Raw genomic sequence first — 19,473 nt, forward strand, 5'->3', positions numbered from 1 at the left:
GGCAGAGAAAAATTACTCGACGGTCAGGATACGGGTGGTGTTGGTGGTACCGATGGTGCTCATTACATCACCCTGGGTCACGATAACCAGGTCGCCGGTGACCAGATAGCCTTTATCGCGCAGCAGATTCACTGCGTCATGGGCTGCGGCGACGCCATCACTTTCGCTGTCGAAATGAACCGGGGTCACGCCGCGGTACAGTGCCGTCAGGTTCAACGTGCGTTCATGACGAGACAGCGCAAAAATCGGCAGGCCGGAGCTGATGCGCGAGGTCATCAGTGCGGTACGGCCAGATTCGGTCATGGTGATAATGGCCGTGACGCCCTTCAGGTGGTTGGCCGCATACATTGCTGACATCGCAATGGCTTCTTCCACATTGTCGAACTGGATGTCCAGACGGTGTTTAGAAACGTTGAGGCTAGGGATTTTTTCCGCACCGACGCAGACGCGGGCCATCGCGGCAACGGTCTCTGACGGGTACTGGCCTGCAGCGGTTTCTGCTGACAGCATTACGGCGTCGGTCCCATCCAGCACGGCGTTCGCCACGTCCATAACTTCAGCGCGGGTTGGCATCGGGTTGGTGATCATTGACTCCATCATCTGTGTCGCGGTAATGACTGAACGGTTCAACTGACGAGCGCGGCGGATCAATGCTTTCTGAATGCCGACCAGCTCCGGATCGCCAATTTCTACGCCGAGATCGCCACGGGCGACCATCACGACGTCGGATGCCAGAATCACATCATCCATTGCGTCCTGGCTGCAAACCGCTTCCGCACGCTCTACTTTGGCAACGATTTTAGCATCGCAGCCGGCATCGCGCGCCAGGCGGCGAGCGTAGTTCAGGTCTTCGCCGCAGCGCGGGAAGGAGACGGCCAGGTAATCAACGCCAATTTTTGCGGCGGTAATAATATCGGCTTTGTCTTTATCAGTCAGCGCTTCTGCTGAGAGGCCGCCGCCGAGTTTGTTGATGCCTTTGTTGTTGGACAACGGCCCACCAACGGTGACTTCGGTGAACACTTTCAGACCCTGCACTTCAAGCACTTTCAGCTGTACGCGACCATCATCCAGCAGCAAGATATCGCCCGGAACCACATCAGCCGGCAGGCCTTTATAATCGATACCGACTTTCTCTTTGTCGCCTTCACCTTTACCCAGGTTAGCGTCAAGCAGGAATTTATCGCCGATATTGAGGAAGATTTTGCCTTCTTTGAAGGTAGATACGCGGATTTTCGGACCCTGTAGGTCTCCGAGAATCGCAACATGACGACCCAGTTTTGCCGCAATCTCACGAACCTTATCCGCACGGATTTGGTGATCTTCCGCGGTACCGTGAGAGAAGTTCATACGTACCACGTTAGCGCCAGCGGCGATAACCTTCTCAAGGTTGTTGTCGCGATCGGTTGCCGGGCCTAAGGTGGTAACGATTTTGGTTCTGCGAAGCCTTCTGGACATGTAATACTCCGTTGACTGAAACAACTTTGGTGTTGCGTGAACATGGATTCGATAGCGCCAGCGAGCAAAGTTGCTATGCCAGAACATTACCGACGGTGTAATAGGTTACTGCTTTGTTTCTACTTTTATTGGTCATTGCTGTGTACACTGAGCTCTTTATCAAAGCGCGATTCCTTGAGCGCTTCCTTGACCCTCTTCAAGTTATCTCTGAATTTTGCGCCCCGACGCAGGGTAAAGCCGGTTGCCAGCACGTCAATCACCGTCAACTGCGCCAGCCGGGAGACCATCGGCATATAGATATCGGTATCTTCCGGGACATCCAGCGTAATGGCTAACGTTGACTCGCGAGAGAGCGGCGTGCCGGGAGAGGTAATAGCGATCACCATAGCATCGTTTTCACGGGCTAGCTGCGCCAGCTCCACCAGGCTTTTGGTCCGACCTGTGTGTGAGATAATCACCACGACGTCGTCGTCATTACAGTTCATACAACTCATGCGTTGCAGAACAATGTCGTCGGAGTAAATGACCGGTACGTTGAAGCGGAAAAATTTGTTCATCGCATCGTGGGCGACGGCGGCTGAAGAGCCGAGGCCAAAAAAGGCAATTTTTTTGGCCTGTGTTAACAGATCGACCGCACGATTGATGGCCGACATGTCGAGAGAATGGTGGACCTGATCTAAACTGGCCATTGCCGATTCAAAAATCTTCCCCGTGTAGGCCTCTACGCTGTCGTCTTCATCGACGTTGCGGTTAACATAGAGTGTCCCGTGTGCCAGGCTTTGGGCCAGATGCAGTTTGAAATCCGGGAAACCACGGGTCTCCAGACTGCGGCAAAAACGGTTAACGGTCGGCTCACTAACGCCAGCTTCAAGGGCCAGGGCCGCGATGCTCGAATGAATGGCCTGCGCGGGGGTTGCAAGGATGACTTCCGCCACTTTGCGTTCAGATTTGCTAAGGTGTTCCAGTCGGGACTGGATTTTTTCCAGCATGTTCATTATTAACAAGGCGCTCATCAATGGAAACGATTTCATTAATGGGTGAAATCATCAGGCGTTTTAGCAAGAATATACCTCTCCGTAGTCGGAAACGGTGAGGAATGACCTTAAAAAATGTTGTTTTTTTTCATTACATGATCAGAGTCGTATTTTAGTAACTGAGAATCGGTCGAAACAACGAACAATATTAGCCGTATGCCCAAAATGTCGCCCTGTATTTTTCCCCCTGTGCGATTTAGCCGCGGGAACCGGGGCAGAGGGTTTCGGGAAATTCGTAAACACAGTACGATGCAGTGAAAGAAAATTACAAATATAGCCTGGCACAAGCACCAGTCTATCAACTAAGGAGAATGACATGGCGGTAACGCAAACGGCCCAGGCATGCGATCTGGTCATTTTCGGCGCGAAGGGTGACCTGGCGCGACGTAAATTGCTGCCTTCCCTGTATCAGCTTGAGAAAGCTGGCCAGCTTCACCCTGACACTCGCATCATCGGTGTTGGGCGTGCCGACTGGGATAAAGACGCTTACACCAAGGTAGTACGTGAAGCGATGGAAACCTTCATGAAGGAAAAAATTGATGAAGGTTTGTGGGATACCCTGAGCGGGCGTCTGGACTTTTGTAACCTTGATGTCAACGACACCAAAGCATTTACCCGCCTGGGTAAAATGCTCGACCAGAAAGAGCGGGTCACTATCAACTACTTCGCCATGCCGCCAAGCACGTTTGGCGCGATTTGCAAAGGACTGGGCGAAGCGAAACTGAACGCCAAACCGGCGCGGGTAGTGATGGAGAAACCGCTGGGTACCTCCCTTGAAACCTCCCGCGAGATCAACGATCAAGTCGGTGAGTTTTTCGAAGAGTGCCAGGTCTACCGTATCGACCACTATCTGGGCAAAGAGACGGTACTGAATCTGTTGGCACTGCGTTTCGCCAACTCGCTGTTCGTCAATAACTGGGATAGCCGCACTATCGATCACGTCGAGATCACCGTGGCGGAAGAGGTCGGTATTGAAGGTCGCTGGGGTTACTTCGATCAGGCCGGGCAGATGCGCGATATGATCCAAAACCACCTGCTGCAAATTCTGTGCATGATTGCGATGTCGCCGCCGTCGGACCTGAGCGCTGACAGCATCCGCGATGAGAAAGTAAAAGTACTGAAGTCTCTGCGCCGTATCGACCGCACCAATGTGCGTGAAAAAACGGTACGCGGCCAGTACTCTGCCGGTTTTGCGCAAGGCAAAAAAGTGCCGGGCTACCTTGAAGAAGAGGGCGCGAATAAAGCCAGCCATACCGAGACCTTTGTGGCTATCCGCGTGGATATCGACAACTGGCGCTGGGCGGGCGTGCCGTTCTACCTGCGTACCGGCAAGCGTCTGCCGACCAAGTGCTCTGAAGTCGTGGTTTACTTCAAAACGCCGGAACTTAACCTGTTTAAAGAAACCTGGCAGGAGCTGCCGCAGAACAAATTGACCATTCGTCTGCAGCCTGACGAAGGGGTCGATATTCAGGTACTGAACAAGGTTCCTGGGCTTGATCACAAGCACAACCTGCAGATCACCAAGCTGGATCTGAGCTACTCAGAAACCTTTAATCAAACGCATCTGGCGGATGCTTATGAGCGTTTGCTGCTGGAAACCATGCGCGGTATTCAGGCGTTGTTCGTGCGTCGTGATGAAGTGGAAGAAGCGTGGAAGTGGGTTGACTCCATTACCGAAGCCTGGGCTGCCGATCGTGATGCGCCGAAGCCTTATCAGGCGGGCACCTGGGGGCCGGTCGCCTCCGTGGCGATGATCACCCGCGATGGCCGTTCATGGAACGAGTTTGAGTAACCGACAGGCTAATCCGGTTGAGTTATTTTACCGGTAACATGATCTGACGCAGAAAGTCGCGTAATTTTTAATCTTTTAAGCTCCGGGAGGATTCACCCCCGGAGCTTTTTTTATTACACTGCACTCAGTATTTTGCCCCTGAGCCCCGGTACTGGTGCCTTAAGCATCAAGAGACATCGTCAGAACGCTGTGGCCGGACAGATGAAATTTGAGGAGCCTTTATGAATTCTGAAATGTTACGGGTAACAAATCGCATTATCGAACGGTCACGCGACACCCGCAGCGCCTACCTCGCACGGATTAACCAGGCCAAAACTGACACCGTCCATCGTGCCCAACTGGCCTGCGGTAACCTGGCACACGGCTTCGCCGCCTGTCAGGCGGATGATAAAGCTTCGCTGAAAAGCATGCTGCGTAATAACATCGCCATCATCACCTCTTATAACGACATGCTGTCCGCCCACCAACCCTATGAATATTATCCGGATATTATCCGTAAAGCGTTGCACTCAGCTAATGCGGTTGGCCAGGTGGCGGGTGGTGTTCCGGCGATGTGCGATGGCGTGACGCAGGGGCAGGACGGGATGGAGCTGTCGCTGCTAAGCCGCGAGGTTATCGCCATGTCTGCCGCGATCGGCCTGTCGCATAATATGTTTGACGGCGCGCTGTACCTGGGGGTTTGCGACAAAATCGTTCCTGGCCTGACCATGGCAGCGCTTGCATTTGGTCATTTGCCGTCCATTTTTATTCCATCCGGTCCGATGGCTAGCGGTCTGGCGAACAAAGAAAAAGTACGCATCCGCCAACTGTACGCGGAAGGGAAAGTCGACCGCATGGCGCTGCTGGAGTCTGAAGCCGCCTCTTACCATGCGCCAGGCACTTGCACCTTCTACGGCACCGCCAATACCAACCAGATGGTGGTTGAGTTTATGGGGATGCAATTGCCGGGATCATCATTCGTTCATCCGGATGCGCCGCTGCGTGAAGTATTAACCGCTGCTGCTGCCCGCCAGGTAACCCGCCTGACCGGTAACGGTAATGAGTGGATGCCGCTGGGCAAAATGTTTGACGAAAAAGTGGTGGTCAATGGGATTGTGGCGCTACTGGCGACCGGTGGCTCTACCAACCATACCATGCACCTGGTGGCGATGGCGCGTGCGGCGGGGATCATCATCAACTGGGATGATTTCTCTGACCTCTCAGACGTGGTACCGCTGCTGGCGCGTCTTTACCCGAACGGCCCGGCGGATATCAACCACTTCCAGGCGGCGGGTGGCGTACCGGTATTGGTACGCGAGCTGATGAAAGGTGGCCTGTTGCACGAAGACGTTAACACCGTGGCCGGTTTTGGCCTCTCTCGCTACACCATGGAACCGTGGCTGAATAATGGCGAGCTTGACTGGCGCGAAGGGGCGACAGCGCCGCTGGACGACCAGGTTATTGCCACCTTTGACAAACCGTTCTCTCGCCATGGTGGCACTAAAGTGCTGAGCGGCAATCTTGGTCGCGCGGTGATGAAAACTTCCGCTGTACCGGTAGAAAACCAGATTATTGAAGCGCCGGCGATTGTGTTTGAGAGTCAGCACGACGTGCTGCCAGCCTTTGAAGCTGGGCTGCTGGACAAAGATTGCGTGGTAGTGGTTCGTCATCAAGGGCCAAAAGCGAACGGCATGCCAGAATTACATAAACTTATGCCGCCACTTGGTGTATTATTGGACCGCCGTTTCAAAATTGCGCTGGTGACCGATGGTCGACTTTCCGGCGCATCAGGTAAAGTTCCATCAGCAATCCACGTGACGCCTGAAGCGTACGATGGTGGTCTGCTGGCGAAGGTGCGTGATGGCGATATCATCCGCGTCAATGGACAGACCGGCGAACTTACGCTGCTGGTGGATGAGGCTGAACTGGCTGCGCGTCAGCCGCATATTCCTGACCTGAGCGGTTCGCGTGTGGGAACCGGCCGGGAAATGTTTGCTGCGCTGCGTGAGAAACTCTCCGGAGCGGAACAGGGCGCAACCTGCATCAATTTTTAAGACGATTCGATTTATAGATCTGGCGAGAGAAAATCTGATGAAAAACTGGAAAACAACTGCAGAAGCAATCCTCACCTCCGGCCCGGTTGTACCGGTAATCGTGGTGAAAAAGCTGGAACACGCTGTACCGATGGCGAAAGCGCTGGTTGCAGGCGGCGTACGCGTACTGGAAGTGACTCTGCGTACCGACTGCGCAATGGACGCTATCCGCGCGATCGCTAAAGAAGTCCCGGAAGCGATTGTTGGTGCGGGTACCGTCACTAACGTTGAGCAACTGAAAGAAGTCACCGAAGCTGGCGCGCAGTTTGCCATCAGCCCGGGCCTGACCGAATCCCTGCTGAAAGCGGCGACCGGCGAAGGCACCATTCCGCTGATCCCGGGGATCAGCACCGTATCCGAGCTGATGCTGGGTATGCAGTATGGCCTGAAAGAGTTCAAATTCTTCCCGGCTGAAGCTAACGGCGGCGTGAAAGCGCTGCAGGCGATTGGCGGCCCGTTCGCGCACATTCGTTTCTGCCCGACTGGCGGCATTTCTCCGGCTAACTATCGCGATTATCTGGCGCTGAACAGCGTTCTGTGCATCGGTGGTTCATGGCTGGTGCCAGCGGATGCGCTGGAAGCTGGTGATTACGACCGTATTACCAAACTGGCTCGCGAAGCGGTAGAAGGCGCGAAGTAATCTTCGCGCTTTAAACTGAGGCCCGGTCTGCGCAAGCTACCGGGCTTTTATATTTTATCCTGTCACCACGACCGCCGCTGCCGCCGTTTTGGCGCGCGCAACCGCTTCATCAACGCTATCTGCTATCGCCAGCGTCACGCCCAGTCGACGAGAACCGTCAATTTCCGGCTTACCAAACAGACGCAGTTGCAGACCTGCGCCAACCGCCGCCTGGATATTACTGAAGGTGACGTTCTGGCTACTTAACTGCGGTAGGATCACCGCCGAGGCCGCCGGGCCGTACTGGCGGATTGCGCCAATCGGTAGGCCGAGGAAGGCGCGAACGTGCAGGGCGAACTCTGATAAATCCTGCGAAATCAGCGTGACCATGCCGGTGTCGTGCGGGCGTGGTGAGACTTCGCTAAAAATTACATCATCACCGCAGACGAACAGCTCGACGCCGAACAGGCCGTGACCGCCCAGAGCCAGCACCACTTCGCGGGCTATTTCCTGCGCACGTTCCAGCGCCAAATCGCTCATCTGCTGTGGCTGCCAGGATTCACGATAGTCGCCATCTTCCTGACGATGACCGACCGGTGCGCAGAAATGTACGCCATCCACGGCGCTCACGGTCAGCAGGGTAATTTCAAAATCAAAATTCACCACGCCTTCAACGATAACGCGACCGGCTCCGGCGCGCCCGCCTTGCTGTGCATATTGCCAGGCTTCAGCCAGCTGTTCACTGGAGCGAATAAAGCTCTGACCTTTGCCGGAAGAACTCATCACCGGCTTGACGATGCACGGCAGGCCGATCCCTGCGACAGCTTCACGAAACGCCACTTCGCTATCGGCAAAACGATAGGCTGAGGTCGGTAGCTTCAGCTCTTCGGCAGCCAGGCGACGGATTCCTTCGCGGTTCATGGTGAGCTTCGCCGCCCGCGCGGTAGGGACGACCTTCTGCCCGGCTTGCTCCAGCGCCACCAGGGTATCGGTGGCGATAGCTTCAATTTCCGGTACGATGAAGTCAGGTTTTTCCTGTTCGATTAGCGCCTGCAAGGTTTCGCCGTGCAGCATATTGATGACATGTGAACGGTGCGCTACCTGCATCGCTGGCGCGTCCGGGTAACGGTCGACGGCGATGGTTTCAATCCCCAGGCGCTGGCATTCGATAGCTACTTCTTTACCCAGTTCGCCGGACCCCAACAGCATTACCTTTGTTGCCGCAGGGCGCAGCGCCGTGCCTAATACAGTCATAACTCTCTTCCGCAGTAAAAAAACATGCGCCGCATTATAAACGAAAACGTTTGCGTCTGTCTTTATATGCGTAATTTGAGTTCAGCGTGAAAATTTGCTATACTGTATAAAAATACAGTATAAAGAGGCTGCATCATGGCGGTTGAAATTAAATATGTGGTGATTCGCGAAGGTGAGGAAAAAATGTCTTTTGCCAGCAAAAAAGAGGCCGATGCTTACGACAAAATGCTCGATCTGGCGGAAGTGCTCAACGACTGGCTAGTTGACTGTCCGCTGACGCTTGATGAAACCCAGCGCGATAGCATGTCAATGTGGCTGGCAGAGCGCAAAGAGACCTTAAATCATATTCTGCGGTCCGGGAAACTGCCGGAAGCCGAAAGCAGCGCTGATGAACAACACGCCCAGGCGGAGATCGTCGAGGATAATGCCGACGCCGACACCGTCCTTGAAGTAGCAGCTGAAGTTCAGGCTAAACCACGTAAAGTAAAAGCCGCCTGAGTGTGCTCTCTGCCGCCGGGGTCTCTGGCGGCAAAAATTCGGTTAAGCCCCTTTCTGAGGCTAAATTTGCGCTTCTTTAGCAGTCCATAACATTTCCTGACATCGCGTCGTTTAGGCTGGTGGTATCGCTTATCGCGCAACGAGGAAAAGTATGGCTAACTGGCTTAATCAACTGCAGTCTCTGCTGGGTCAGCAGGGGCGGTCTTCTTCATCTGACGATCAACCAAGCGGCAAAAATCTGCTGTTGCCGGGTGCGCTTGGCGGGCTGGCAGGGCTACTGGTTGCCAGCAAATCATCGCGTAAACTGTTGGCTAAATACGGCACGGGCGCGCTGCTGGTCGGCGGTGGGGCGGTAGCAGGCAGCGTGTTGTGGAATAAATACCAGCAAAAAATGCGTGCAGGCTCGCCACAAGAACCGGCTTACTCACCTTCAGCCTCCGCGCCCGTTCAGGCGCAATCTTCAACGCAAGTCGAGCTCGACGCCCGCAGTGAACGGCTGATTATGGCGCTGGTCTTCGCCGCCAAAAGCGACGGGCATATTGACGAACGCGAACGGGCCAGCATTGAAGAGCAGCTACGCGCAGCAAACATTGACGTGCAGGGGCGGGTGTTAATCGACAGGGCGCTGTCTCAGCCTCTCGACCCTCAGCGCCTGGCGCAGGGCATCAGCAACGAGCAAGAGGCGCTCGAAGTGTATTACATCAGCTGTGCGGTCATTGATATTGACCACTTTATGGAGCGCAGCTATCTGAATGCGCTCGGCGAAGCGCTAAACCTGCCGCAGGACGTTCGCAAAGATATCGAACAGGATATTCAGGCGCAAAAACAAGCAATAGCGCCTTAAATCCTCACGTTTCGCTTGCATCGCTGGCGACTTTTGCCACCCTTATATACCTGTCATCCTTCAGCACGCTTTGGGGCATGCTGAAGGATAAATAATATAAGCCGCAGAAGACGAAGCAGATGCCACCAAAAGCAAAACGAATCCCTCATGCCATGACCTTACATGGCGATACCCGAATTGATAATTACTACTGGCTGCGTGATGACGAGCGCTCTCAGCCGGAAGTGCTTGATTATCTGCGCCAGGAAAACGAGTACGGGAAAAAAGTCATGTCTTCGCAAAGTAGTCTACAGGATAGGGTACTGAAGGAAATTATTGATCGTATTCCACCGCGCGAAGTATCGGCACCGTACAGCAAAAATGGCTATCGTTACCGTCAGGTCTATGAGCCGGGCTGCGAATACGCTATTTATCAACGCCAGTCGGTGCTAAAAGAAGAGTGGGATGAGTGGGACGTTCTGCTCGACGGTAACAAACGGGCGGCCGGTAGCGAGTTCTATACCCTCGGCGGCTTAGGGATCTCACCGGACAACCACATCATGGCGGTCGCGGAAGATTATCTTTCACGGCGGCAATATAGCTTGCGCTTGTACTCTCTGCACAACGATAACGAATACCCAGAGGTGCTGGAAAACGTCTCGCCTGATTTTGCCTGGAGTAACGATTCACAGACCCTGTGGTATGTGCGTAAACACCCGACCACGCTGCTGCCGTATCAGGTCTGGCGCCATCGTCTTGGTACCCCGGCCAGTTCAGATATCCTGGTATATGAAGAGCAGGACGATACCTTCTACGTCAGCGTTCACAAAACCACCTCCCAACAGTTTGTGGTGATTTATCTGGCCAGCGCGACCACCAGCGAAGTACTGCTGCTGAATGCAGAGATGACCGATGCCGAGCCGATCTGTTTTCTGCCGCGTCGCAAAGATCATGAATACAGTCTCGATCACTATCAGCATGCCTTTTATCTGCGATCTAACCGTGAAGGTAAGAACTTTGGCCTTTATCGCAGCACGCTGCGCGATGAGCAACAGTGGGAAACCTTAATTCCTGCCCGCCACGAGGTGATGCTGGAAGGCTTTACCCTGTTTACCGACTGGTTGGTGGTCGAAGAACGTCAGCATGGGCTGACCAGTCTGCGGCAGATCAATCGCAAAACGCGGGAGTCACAGGGCATTGCGTTTGACGATCCGGCCTATGTGACCTGGCTCTCTTATAACCCGGAGCCAGAAACTTCCCGTCTGCGTTACGGCTACTCCTCCATGACCACGCCGGATACGCTATTTGAACTGGACATGAATACCGGCGAGCGGCGGGTACTCAAACAACAGGAAGTAAAAGGTTTTGATGCCAGCCATTACCGCAGCGAGCACCTGTGGATCAAAGCTCGTGACGGCGTTGAGGTTCCGGTGTCTCTGGTCTACCGGCATGAACATTTCCGCAAAGGAGCCAGCCCGCTGCTGGTCTACGGCTATGGTTCCTATGGCGCCAGCATGGATGCGGATTTCAGCGCCAGCCGCCTGAGCCTGCTCGACCGCGGTTTTGTTTTTGCTATCGCTCATATTCGCGGCGGCGGCGAACTGGGCCAGCAGTGGTATGAAGACGGTAAGTTTCTATGCAAGAAAAATACCTTCAACGATTACCTCGACGTCTGTGATGCGCTGCTGGCGCAGGGCTACGGCGCGCCCCACTTATGCTACGGCATGGGCGGCAGCGCGGGCGGTATGCTGATGGGCGTAGCGATTAACCAGCGACCGGAACTGTTTCACGGCGTGGTCGCTCAGGTTCCTTTTGTTGATGTCGTGACGACGATGCTCGATGAGTCGATCCCGCTGACCACCGGTGAGTTTGAAGAGTGGGGTAACCCACAGAATGCAGAGTATTACCACTATATGAAGAGCTACAGTCCTTACGACGGCATCCTGGCGCAGGCCTATCCGCACATGCTGGTGACTACGGGTTTGCATGACTCGCAGGTGCAATACTGGGAACCGGCAAAATGGGTGGCAAAACTGCGCGAGCTGAAAACCGACGACAACTTGCTGTTGCTGTGTACCGATATGGATTCTGGTCACGGTGGTAAATCCGGACGCTTTAAAAGCTACGAGGGCGTGGCGCTGGAGTTCGCGTTTCTGATTGGCCTGGCGCAGGGGACGCTGCCAGGCCGGGCACAAGCGTAGAGCTGGTTACTCCCCGAGATAGTGTTTAAGCGTCAAGCGCAGCTCGGGGCTCATACGATCCAGGTTATTGAATAACCAACGCAAATAGCCGGGGTCGTTTTCCGCTATTTCAGAGACCGCCTGGCCGCGATATTTGCCGAAGGTGAAGGTGGATAGCAGCGCCGGGCGGCCGGTAATCGTGGCCATATCATCCGGCGACCAGCCGGAAGTTTTGATTATGTCGAGCAGCAGGGCGGCGGTGATATAGCAATCGTACAGCGCCCGGTGATGATGCAGCCCCGGTGGCGTGGTAACGCTGAGCTTGCGCGATTTATACAACCCCATGTTGCTGTACTTAATTCCCGGCCACAGGCGGCGCGCCAGCTTCATGGTGCAAATCCACTCGCCCTGCATTTCCGGCAGCACCCGACGGTCAAAGCTGGCGTTGTGGGCGACGTACCACGGGCTGCCCATGTACAGCGGCACAATCTCCTCAATCCACGGCTTATCGGCGACCATCTCTTCGGTAATATGATGAATTGCCATCGCCTGCGGGCTGATGGGGCGGTCGGGGCGAACCAGATGGCTCATCGGATTGGTAATTTGTCCGTCCACTATATCTACCGAGGCAATTTCAACAATGCCCCCCTGCAATCCGCAGGTTTCTGTATCGATTACGCGCAGCATGGCTTGCTCCAGGCCAAAGAAACCAGCGTAATAGAATGCGCAGGTCTTGCCAACTCAGATGTCCACAGGGGACGGGAATTATTTCTGTTTCGGCTCATACGGCAGGCGGGAAAGAGAAACTGATGCCAGACGATGGGCTATCAGCCGTTCGCGAAACCAGTCGCGCAGGTGCGCTGGCTGCTCTCTTTCGACTAAATCGGCGACTACCGGCATATTGTAGCGCTCTTTAAAGGCGACGCCGGCCGCAGCAAGATCGACATTCACTTTGTCCATCTCCTCCTGGGAAATTTTAGCCAGGTTCTTTTCCATCGGTTTCTCCTTTGATAATGCCGCAAAAAGTACTAAGCATACGGCAAAAAGGCAAGTCTCAGACGCTTAGCTCGACTGTGTCATTATACAGGGTTATTCTCTGTACTACATACATAACAAAAAGGAATGACGACTATGCCAATCATCGCCGGACGCGCGCTGCGTCTGTCTCTATTTCTCACCTGCAGCCTGACTGCAGCAGGCGCATTTGCCCACGCACACCTGCAACAGCAGCTTCCGGCAGCTAACGCTGAGGTGAATGCGTCGCCGCAGGCGCTGACGCTGAGCTTCTCCGAAGGAATCGAAACGCAATTTAGCGGCGTGACCCTGACCGGGCCGCAGCAGAAAACTGTTGCCCTCGGCAAACCCACCCGCGATGAGAGCAACAAATCCCAACTGACGGTGCCCGTCGAGCAGGCGTTAACGCCGGGTGAATATACCGTTGACTGGCATGTGGTCTCCGTAGATGGCCATAAGACCAAAGGACAATACACCTTTACCGTGAAGTAAGCCGATGCTTAGCGGAGTCTATGTCAGCTTACGTTTTATCCATTTTATCTCGCTGATGATCGCCTTCGGCTGCGTGCTTTACGGCGCGTGGTGGGCGCAGGTGACCTTGCGTCGTTTGCTGATGCAGCGCTTCTATCCGCTGATGCGCCATTTATTGTTGGCGAGCGCGCTGTCAGCGCTGTTGATGCTGATGGCGCAGGGTGGGTTAATGGGCAACGGTTGGCCGGATGTCTGGCAACCCGCCATCTGGCAGGCGGTTGCCGGGACGCAGTTCGGCAGCGCGTGGGTGTGGCAAATTTTGTTGGCCCTGGTCGCGCTGGTGGTGGTATGGCTGAAACCACGGCGTCCGGCCCGCTTGCTGCTGATCCTCCTTTGCGCACAATTATTGCTGCTGGCAGGTGTTGGCCATGCCGCGATGAATGAAGGTTGGCAGGGGATACTGCAACGGACAAACCATGCAGTGCATCTGTTTTGTGTCGCCAGCTGGTTTGGCGGTTTGTTGCCGTTTATCTACTGTTTACGCCTGGCGCATGGGCGCTGGCGGCAGGCCGCTATTTACACCATGATGCGTTTTTCGCGTTACGGGCATCTGGCGGTGGCCGGAGCCATCGCCAGCGGCATAGTGAATGCGCTGTTTATCCAGGGAGGACTCATCAGCGACTCGCCCTGGGGGCGGATGCTGTTGTTCAAATGTGCCCTGGTGGCCGCAATGGTGGCAATTGCGCTGGTGAACCGGTATGTTTTGGTGCCACGCATCTCGGCAAGCGGAACGCGGGCGGAACAGCTCATCGTGCGAACCACGCAGATGGAAATAGTATTGGGTGCGCTGGCACTGTTTGCCGTCAGCCTTTTTGCCACCTGGGAACCTTACTGAATTAACTGGTTAAATCATGAAAAAAATCGTTTTGGCACTGTTGTTATTGGCAAGTTCTGGCGCTGCGCTGGCGGCACCAAAGGTGATTACCGTGAGCCGCTTTGAAGTGGGTAAGGAGAGCTGGGCGTTTAATCGTGAAGAGGTGATGCTGACCTGCCGTCCAGGGAATGCGCTGTTTGCCATTAACCCCAGTACCCTGGTGCAGTACCCGCTAAATGAAGTCGCCGAGCAGCAGATGAAAGACGGCAAGACCAACGCCCAGCCGATTTCTGTGATCCAGGTCGATGATCCGCAGCAGCCAGGACAAAAAATGAGCCTGACGCCATTTATTGAGCGTGCGCAGAAACTCTGCTGATCGGTACTAGTATCCAACTGTATTTGCATGAAAAAAACCGCCAACGTCCCTTGCCGGAAGTGGCGGTTTTTTGTTGGCATTCGCAATTTTGACAGGAATTATTCGTCCACTTTTGTCGCGGACTGGAAAACCTGACACGGTAAACTATTCTTATAAGGCAAGGCGACTTAGCCTGCATTAATGCCAACTTTTAGCGCACGGCTCTCTCCCAAGAGCCATTTCCCTGGACCGAATACAGGAATCGTGTTCGGTCTTTTTTTATCTATTATTTATCAATTTGTTACATATCCAGGCCGGAAATAATCCTTTATTTGCATCAAGTGGCCTCTTCTTCTTATATCACAACAAAATCCTGCATAACATTCCCTTTACAGAAAACCAGCGTAATTCGACTTCAGTACGTCACGGTGATTTTGACGTTGTCGTTATAAGTCGCCGCGGGTAGATTTGCCTGTGTGGTATCTACTTTTAGCGTGTAGTTGACGTCCTGCGATGCTCCGGTACCGGAGGCGCTAAGATCGTTGCTTTGGGTCCATGCGCTGCCATTGAGTTGAAAAAATTGATATCGCAGGAAATAGCTCCGCATATTGACTGTGGCGCTTAACTGTCGCCAGTTGCCGTTGCTGGCGTTGTCACTTGCAAGATTGACGATGTAGGCAGCATTTTTGGTACAGCGAATAGAAAATTTACCGCTTATGTCGGCAAAGTTTGCTGGTATTGCGGCGGTCGCAAAAGCGACATCGGGATAGCTATCGATATAGCAGGAGTTGGTGACTTTCAGGGTCACGTTTATGGTTGAAATAAGGGGGGTAGCGGGGGGATCGCTACTTACCCAGGCACACACATTGAATAGTCCGACATAGCAGAGGCGATAATCCCACCGGATAGAGATCTGGTCAGTGTAGGTTCCAGCAGGAACATTGTTGCCGACGGAGATGCGGAAATAGAGCGGCAGCGTACCATCGGTTGAGTTAAATAATCCCAACAGATCGAGTAGCGAAGTTGATGTCCAGGGTATGCTGCTATTGACTCCAAAAACAGTGCCGCAGGACGAATCCTTGCAGATATCATAAGGCACATAGGCGCCACCGTTATCGCCGAGTAATCTCAGGGTTGTGCCATTGGCATTAGTTGCGGAAGTGATGTTGGCTGTAACGGTATTGGTGGCCAGGATGGCAATCAGCGGTTTGGTACAGGTAAATCCTGCGCCAGCGCTCACGCCCTGTTGTACAGTGGCGAGCGTGAAAGAGTCCACGGAGCCAAAGCTTGGCGAGCTGGGTTTAATGCTGCAATCGGCCAGCGCGCTGACCGATTGTGTCAGCAAAAATAGCGCAACACATAAAAATAGAAGGTATTTCAACGTTGTCTCCGTTGTTATCAGTTACAGCTAACCGGGCCGATCCGCTGCGGGACAGGCGTTGATTCCGGGAGTTCGAACTGCACGTGGCATCGCACTCCCCCGGCGTTTATCGTGACGTCATTTTTGCGTGTGAGATGCGAGAACCAAACCACGCCGTCGTAGCCCACCAGACCTTGCTGTTTACTGTTTTTCTCCTCAACCGGCGTACCGACCGGCAGCGGCTGCCCTTGGGCATCGACGAAGACAATCGTTGCCGAGCGCACGCGATTCACCGGAAAATCAACCAGCGCGCCGCTGCCTTCACGTACGGCAATACGTTTCTCCACCGTGGCGGCTTCGGTATCCGTTGGCAGAGGAAGCGTATCAAGGGTGACTTTTCCCGGGTACCAGGCCGCAGCCCAGGGGATCAGCAGATGACCGTTCTTATCCGTCACGCCGACCTTCCGGTTTTCATAATTAACCGCAATATTCGGGTAGTTGCCGGTGGAAACAACGATAAAGGCGTCGTTAATTTGCCGGGCGAAGAACAGACTGTTATCCATCAGCACCACTGAACCAGTAGCTTCAAACCAGCTGTGATGATCGTCACGTGAGCCGTAGTAGCCCCCGCTCAGCGTTGACACGCGGTTGATCCAGGTGAGATCCGCCTGGCTATAATTATCGCCGCCAACCGAGTGGGCGAGATTCCAGCCCAATCCGCCTTCTGCCGGGGCAGAGCGACTCACACTGATATTTTCTCCCCATTGACCGGAGCTGGAGCGCTGGCCGCTTAACTGCACTGAACTTTGCGAATCGAAGGGGATGATGACCTGCAACATGCTGGCGTAGCTATTTTCTTGCAGATCGCGGTTTACGCTCAGGCTGAAGCTGCTGCTTTTCCACAGGCTGCGGCTCCAGGAGAGGTTCATCAGGCGCGTTCGTGAATTATCCTCGGCCTTGATATCGAAGTAGCCAATGCTAAAAGAACCCAATACGCGTCCCCATGGACTCAGGCTCAGCGTGGCCTGGTCTGACTGGCGGCTTAGCATGCTGGTCGAGCCATAGGTGCTGAGGTTGTCATAGTTAGCGCTGCGTTGAATATGCTGGTAATTAATCCCCCAACTATTGCCATAGTAAGAGTAACCCGCAGTGAGCTGGTTACCATTTCCTTCGCCGCGGCTGGCGCTGGTCGACAGGCTGAGGGTCCCCAGATTACCCACGCCGATATCGCCGCCAACCCCGGCATTGGTTAATCCTTTGCGGTCTTCGCTATGCGCTGAGAGGGTTAGCCAATTGTTTAACCCATAGCGGTAAATCGCGCTTACCGCGCCGGTGCCATAATCGGCATTTTTGATGCCGTAATTGTTGCGCAGGGCGCCGACGGTGAAATCAAAATCGCTTAGACCCTCCTGCAGGAGGGTATTGGAGACGTAAAAGGGAATATTGGTGGAAACCTGGCGGCCAAGGGCGTCGGTCGTTACCACGGTAGCTTCACCCGCGCCGCTGATATAGGGCACATTGGTCAGCGTATAGGGGCCGCCATTAATCTGCGAAGAGCTGGTTTTAAAACCATTAATAAACAGGTCGACACTTGAAGGGACCGCCGCGCTGCCGGATAAGTTGAGCAGCGGATAAGTCACCAGATCCGGGCGAACGCTGAAATTGCGGCTCACGCGTAGTCCACCCATCCGCACGGAGCTGCTCCAGGTGAGCGCGTTGCTCACAACATCACCTGCCTGGTAGCTTATCATCCGCTCGCTATCGCTGTACTTCCACAGGGTGTCGTAGCGCATATAGCCCTGCTGCTCATAACCTGTTGAAGACCAGTTTTGTCGGATTACCGCATTATTGGAGAGGATACCTGCCGGGCCAAAAAGACGCGTTTCGCTGTAGGTGCTGGTGGTTTGCGTGCCGTCGGATGAAAAAAGGTTGTAGGCATCGTAGTTAAATAAAATCCCTGGACTGCTAATCGCGGCCTGGTAATTTTGCCCTGATGCCTCGCCGATTTTCTGCTCAGGAAGCCAGTTGTCCGGGACCTGCAGTTTGAGCATTTGCCCGGTCTGGTCATATTCCACCTTCACTGAAGGGAGGGTGGCGATATCCACCAGCGTGTCGCTGGTCTTCAAAGGGATATGCGACTGCTGCAAAACGCTGGCTGAGACCCAATAATGACCATTGATAACCTTGACCGGAACGGTACCCGCAGGGGTATTGCCGTTGACCGATAAACCGAGGTACAGCTCATATTCCTGCTTTTCGCTGTACGATGCCACTGGCGCAGGCAACGAATCGTAGGTTGCGGCGTAAGCTGTTACCGACGCAATCGCCAGCAGCCCCCCATAGGTCGCCCTTTTCAGGTCTCTCATGGTTAACGGTTCGCCGGAATTTCCACCGCCTGACCGTTATCGGTTAATTTAGCAAACAGATGCATCCCTGACGGAACAGCAGATTTGCCTGCGGTCGGAAAACAGTTTTTTTTCTGCGCCAGTACGTAGCCAAGAAGGCCGTTAGCCTGAGAAATTTGACTCTTACCGCTGGCGTTTGCCCAGTAAACCGAACTAAGTCGGGCGTGTTGATTGCCGGTATTGTCGATGCAAAGCGCCTGACGGCTATTCTGCTGGGAAAGTGACCAGCGCAGCGTTGTCCTGACCGCTTCGACTGAGCCATCGTTCTTTAGCGGCGTGATGCCTTGCCCATAGGTAAACAGCGGCAGAACGTAGCGCATGCGCATTCTCAGCCCTGCGGAGTTTTTATCCGTTTGCACTGCCGGTTGCGCAGGAGGGATCTCATCAATAACGATGCGGTAGGATTTTTCTTTTCCATTCGCGACGGGAGCAACGCGCATCAGTCGTACCAACTGGCGCTGTCCCGGCGCGACTGTGGTGAAGGGGGGACTGGCGACGACATCGTTTTGATCGGCATAGGCATCGGATGACGCTTTTTGATCCCAGGAAAAAACGCGCAGCTGTAAATTTACCGGCGTGTTGCCGCGATTCTCCAGCCACAGCTCAGAACCTTTTTCGTGGCTTTCGATAGTTTGAAATATCGGCCAGACCAGTACGGAACTGGCGGCCAGAACGGAAGCTGGGGCGGATAAAGCGAATAAAAACAGCGCAAATCTACAGCGAGTCATAGTTAACCTGTGCATTATCTAATAGGTCAGCGTGACGGTGACCGTGTCGGTATAAGAGCCCACCGCCGGGAAGCCATTCGTGGCAAAAAGGCGGCCATAAACCGTGTAGGTTTGCGTGGTGCTCGGAAATGATGCGATGCTCAAAGCCTGCGTGCTGTTACCCCATACGGTGGCACGGTTACTATCCTGATAAAGCTGATACGCAAGGGTGTTACCGCCGCCGTTCGACATATAACGCTGGGCTGCTGAGCCACCGTTAACGCCATAGTCGAGAGCGATTGAAATAGCGGTGCCTGGCGTGCAGGTCACGATAATCGACCCCGCGCCTGGCGTGCTGGCGACATCAACATTGCTGTAGAGCGATGACATGGTGCCGAAACTCAACGTGCCGAAATCCGTCGTTTGGGAGCCGTCTCCTGCGCCAAGCGCACAGCCTGCGGTTATCTGTGCGGAGACTTTAAACGTCTTCTGGGCAGTGGCTGCATGGGCGCCCGAGGCAAAAAGCAGAAATAATGTAAGCCACATTGGTCGAAGCATGA

Annotated in this window: 18 protein-coding genes; 9 read left to right on the plus strand and 9 right to left on the minus strand. The window is 54.2% G+C overall.

Annotation, left to right across the window (positions count from 1 at the left end):
* Positions 1 to 12: 12 nt before the first annotated feature.
* Both pyk and AC07P6_RS11675 read right to left on the minus strand, forming a co-directional pair.
* Positions 13 to 1,455, minus strand: a complete 1,443-nt coding sequence (pyk, locus tag AC07P6_RS11670; protein ID WP_110274305.1) for a pyruvate kinase — start codon at positions 1,453 to 1,455, stop codon at positions 13 to 15.
* A 125-nt stretch (positions 1,456 to 1,580) separates the two neighbouring features.
* A complete protein-coding gene (locus tag AC07P6_RS11675) occupies positions 1,581 to 2,486 on the minus strand; it encodes a MurR/RpiR family transcriptional regulator (protein WP_167492752.1) in 906 nt (301 codons plus the stop codon).
* Between the two features lie 319 nt (positions 2,487 to 2,805).
* Between AC07P6_RS11675 and zwf the strand changes: the two genes are divergently transcribed.
* From zwf to AC07P6_RS11690, 3 genes are all read left to right on the plus strand, one after another.
* Positions 2,806 to 4,281, plus strand: a complete 1,476-nt coding sequence (gene zwf, locus AC07P6_RS11680; RefSeq protein ID WP_110274303.1) for a glucose-6-phosphate dehydrogenase — start codon at positions 2,806 to 2,808, stop codon at positions 4,279 to 4,281.
* A gap of 221 nt (positions 4,282 to 4,502) precedes the next feature.
* Positions 4,503 to 6,314 carry a phosphogluconate dehydratase gene (gene edd / locus AC07P6_RS11685; RefSeq protein ID WP_142514106.1) on the plus strand — a complete coding sequence of 604 codons (1,812 nt, stop codon included), beginning with the start codon at positions 4,503 to 4,505 and terminating at the stop codon, positions 6,312 to 6,314.
* Positions 6,315 to 6,351: 37 nt separating this feature from the next.
* A complete protein-coding gene (locus AC07P6_RS11690) occupies positions 6,352 to 6,993 on the plus strand; it encodes a bifunctional 4-hydroxy-2-oxoglutarate aldolase/2-dehydro-3-deoxy-phosphogluconate aldolase (RefSeq protein ID WP_110274301.1) in 642 nt (213 codons plus the stop codon).
* A 54-nt stretch (positions 6,994 to 7,047) separates the two neighbouring features.
* Here the strand turns inward: AC07P6_RS11690 and purT are convergent, their stop codons facing one another.
* Entirely contained in the window at positions 7,048 to 8,226 is a 1,179-nt protein-coding gene (gene purT / locus AC07P6_RS11695; protein ID WP_304259946.1) for a formate-dependent phosphoribosylglycinamide formyltransferase, read from the minus strand.
* 135 nt (positions 8,227 to 8,361) lie between these two features.
* On the opposite strand from purT, the gene AC07P6_RS11700 reads away from it, so the two are divergent.
* The 3 genes from AC07P6_RS11700 (at position 8,362) to ptrB (ending at position 11,748) form a co-directional block, all read left to right on the plus strand.
* Positions 8,362 to 8,724, plus strand: a complete 363-nt coding sequence (locus AC07P6_RS11700; protein WP_478316367.1) for a YebG family protein — start codon at positions 8,362 to 8,364, stop codon at positions 8,722 to 8,724.
* A 151-nt stretch (positions 8,725 to 8,875) separates the two neighbouring features.
* Positions 8,876 to 9,568 carry a tellurite resistance TerB family protein gene (locus AC07P6_RS11705; protein WP_478316369.1) on the plus strand — a complete coding sequence of 231 codons (693 nt, stop codon included), beginning with the start codon at positions 8,876 to 8,878 and terminating at the stop codon, positions 9,566 to 9,568.
* A 119-nt stretch (positions 9,569 to 9,687) separates the two neighbouring features.
* A complete protein-coding gene (gene ptrB / locus AC07P6_RS11710) occupies positions 9,688 to 11,748 on the plus strand; it encodes an oligopeptidase B (protein WP_478316371.1) in 2,061 nt (686 codons plus the stop codon).
* Between the two features lie 6 nt (positions 11,749 to 11,754).
* On the opposite strand, the gene exoX is transcribed toward ptrB, so the two are convergent.
* Together exoX and AC07P6_RS11720 are read right to left on the minus strand one after the other, a co-directional pair.
* Positions 11,755 to 12,414 carry an exodeoxyribonuclease X gene (gene exoX, locus AC07P6_RS11715; RefSeq protein ID WP_182239597.1) on the minus strand — a complete coding sequence of 220 codons (660 nt, stop codon included), beginning with the start codon at positions 12,412 to 12,414 and terminating at the stop codon, positions 11,755 to 11,757.
* Positions 12,415 to 12,492: 78 nt separating this feature from the next.
* Positions 12,493 to 12,723, minus strand: a complete 231-nt coding sequence (locus AC07P6_RS11720; RefSeq protein ID WP_110274295.1) for a DNA polymerase III subunit theta — start codon at positions 12,721 to 12,723, stop codon at positions 12,493 to 12,495.
* Positions 12,724 to 12,858: 135 nt separating this feature from the next.
* Here AC07P6_RS11720 and yobA point away from each other — a divergent pair, with 135 nt between their 5' ends.
* The 3 genes from yobA to AC07P6_RS11735 are packed head-to-tail and all read left to right on the plus strand — an operon-like array spanning position 12,859 to position 14,462.
* Entirely contained in the window at positions 12,859 to 13,233 is a 375-nt protein-coding gene (yobA, locus tag AC07P6_RS11725; protein WP_478316373.1) for a CopC domain-containing protein YobA, read from the plus strand.
* Positions 13,234 to 13,237: 4 nt separating this feature from the next.
* A complete protein-coding gene (gene copD / locus AC07P6_RS11730) occupies positions 13,238 to 14,107 on the plus strand; it encodes a copper homeostasis membrane protein CopD (protein WP_478316375.1) in 870 nt (289 codons plus the stop codon).
* 16 nt (positions 14,108 to 14,123) lie between these two features.
* Positions 14,124 to 14,462 (plus strand): YebY family protein, encoded by a 339-nt coding sequence (locus AC07P6_RS11735; protein WP_181485795.1) that lies wholly within the window; start codon positions 14,124 to 14,126, stop codon positions 14,460 to 14,462.
* A 394-nt stretch (positions 14,463 to 14,856) separates the two neighbouring features.
* Here the strand turns inward: AC07P6_RS11735 and AC07P6_RS11740 are convergent, their stop codons facing one another.
* From AC07P6_RS11740 to AC07P6_RS11755, 4 genes are read right to left on the minus strand one after another with little or no spacing between them, the layout of a single operon-like run.
* Positions 14,857 to 15,822, minus strand: coding sequence for a Csu type fimbrial protein (locus tag AC07P6_RS11740; protein WP_478316377.1), 966 nt, complete (start codon positions 15,820 to 15,822; stop codon positions 14,857 to 14,859).
* 17 nt (positions 15,823 to 15,839) lie between these two features.
* Positions 15,840 to 18,167, minus strand: coding sequence for a fimbria/pilus outer membrane usher protein (locus AC07P6_RS11745; protein WP_478316379.1), 2,328 nt, complete (start codon positions 18,165 to 18,167; stop codon positions 15,840 to 15,842).
* A 2-nt stretch (positions 18,168 to 18,169) separates the two neighbouring features.
* Complete coding sequence (locus AC07P6_RS11750; RefSeq protein WP_304259923.1) at positions 18,170 to 18,934, minus strand: fimbrial biogenesis chaperone; 765 nt, start codon at positions 18,932 to 18,934, stop codon at positions 18,170 to 18,172.
* An 18-nt stretch (positions 18,935 to 18,952) separates the two neighbouring features.
* Positions 18,953 to 19,471 (minus strand): Csu type fimbrial protein, encoded by a 519-nt coding sequence (locus AC07P6_RS11755; protein WP_478316381.1) that lies wholly within the window; start codon positions 19,469 to 19,471, stop codon positions 18,953 to 18,955.
* Positions 19,472 to 19,473: the final 2 nt, after the last annotated feature.

This window comes from Klebsiella sp. GFKo11 (assembly GCF_056490265.1).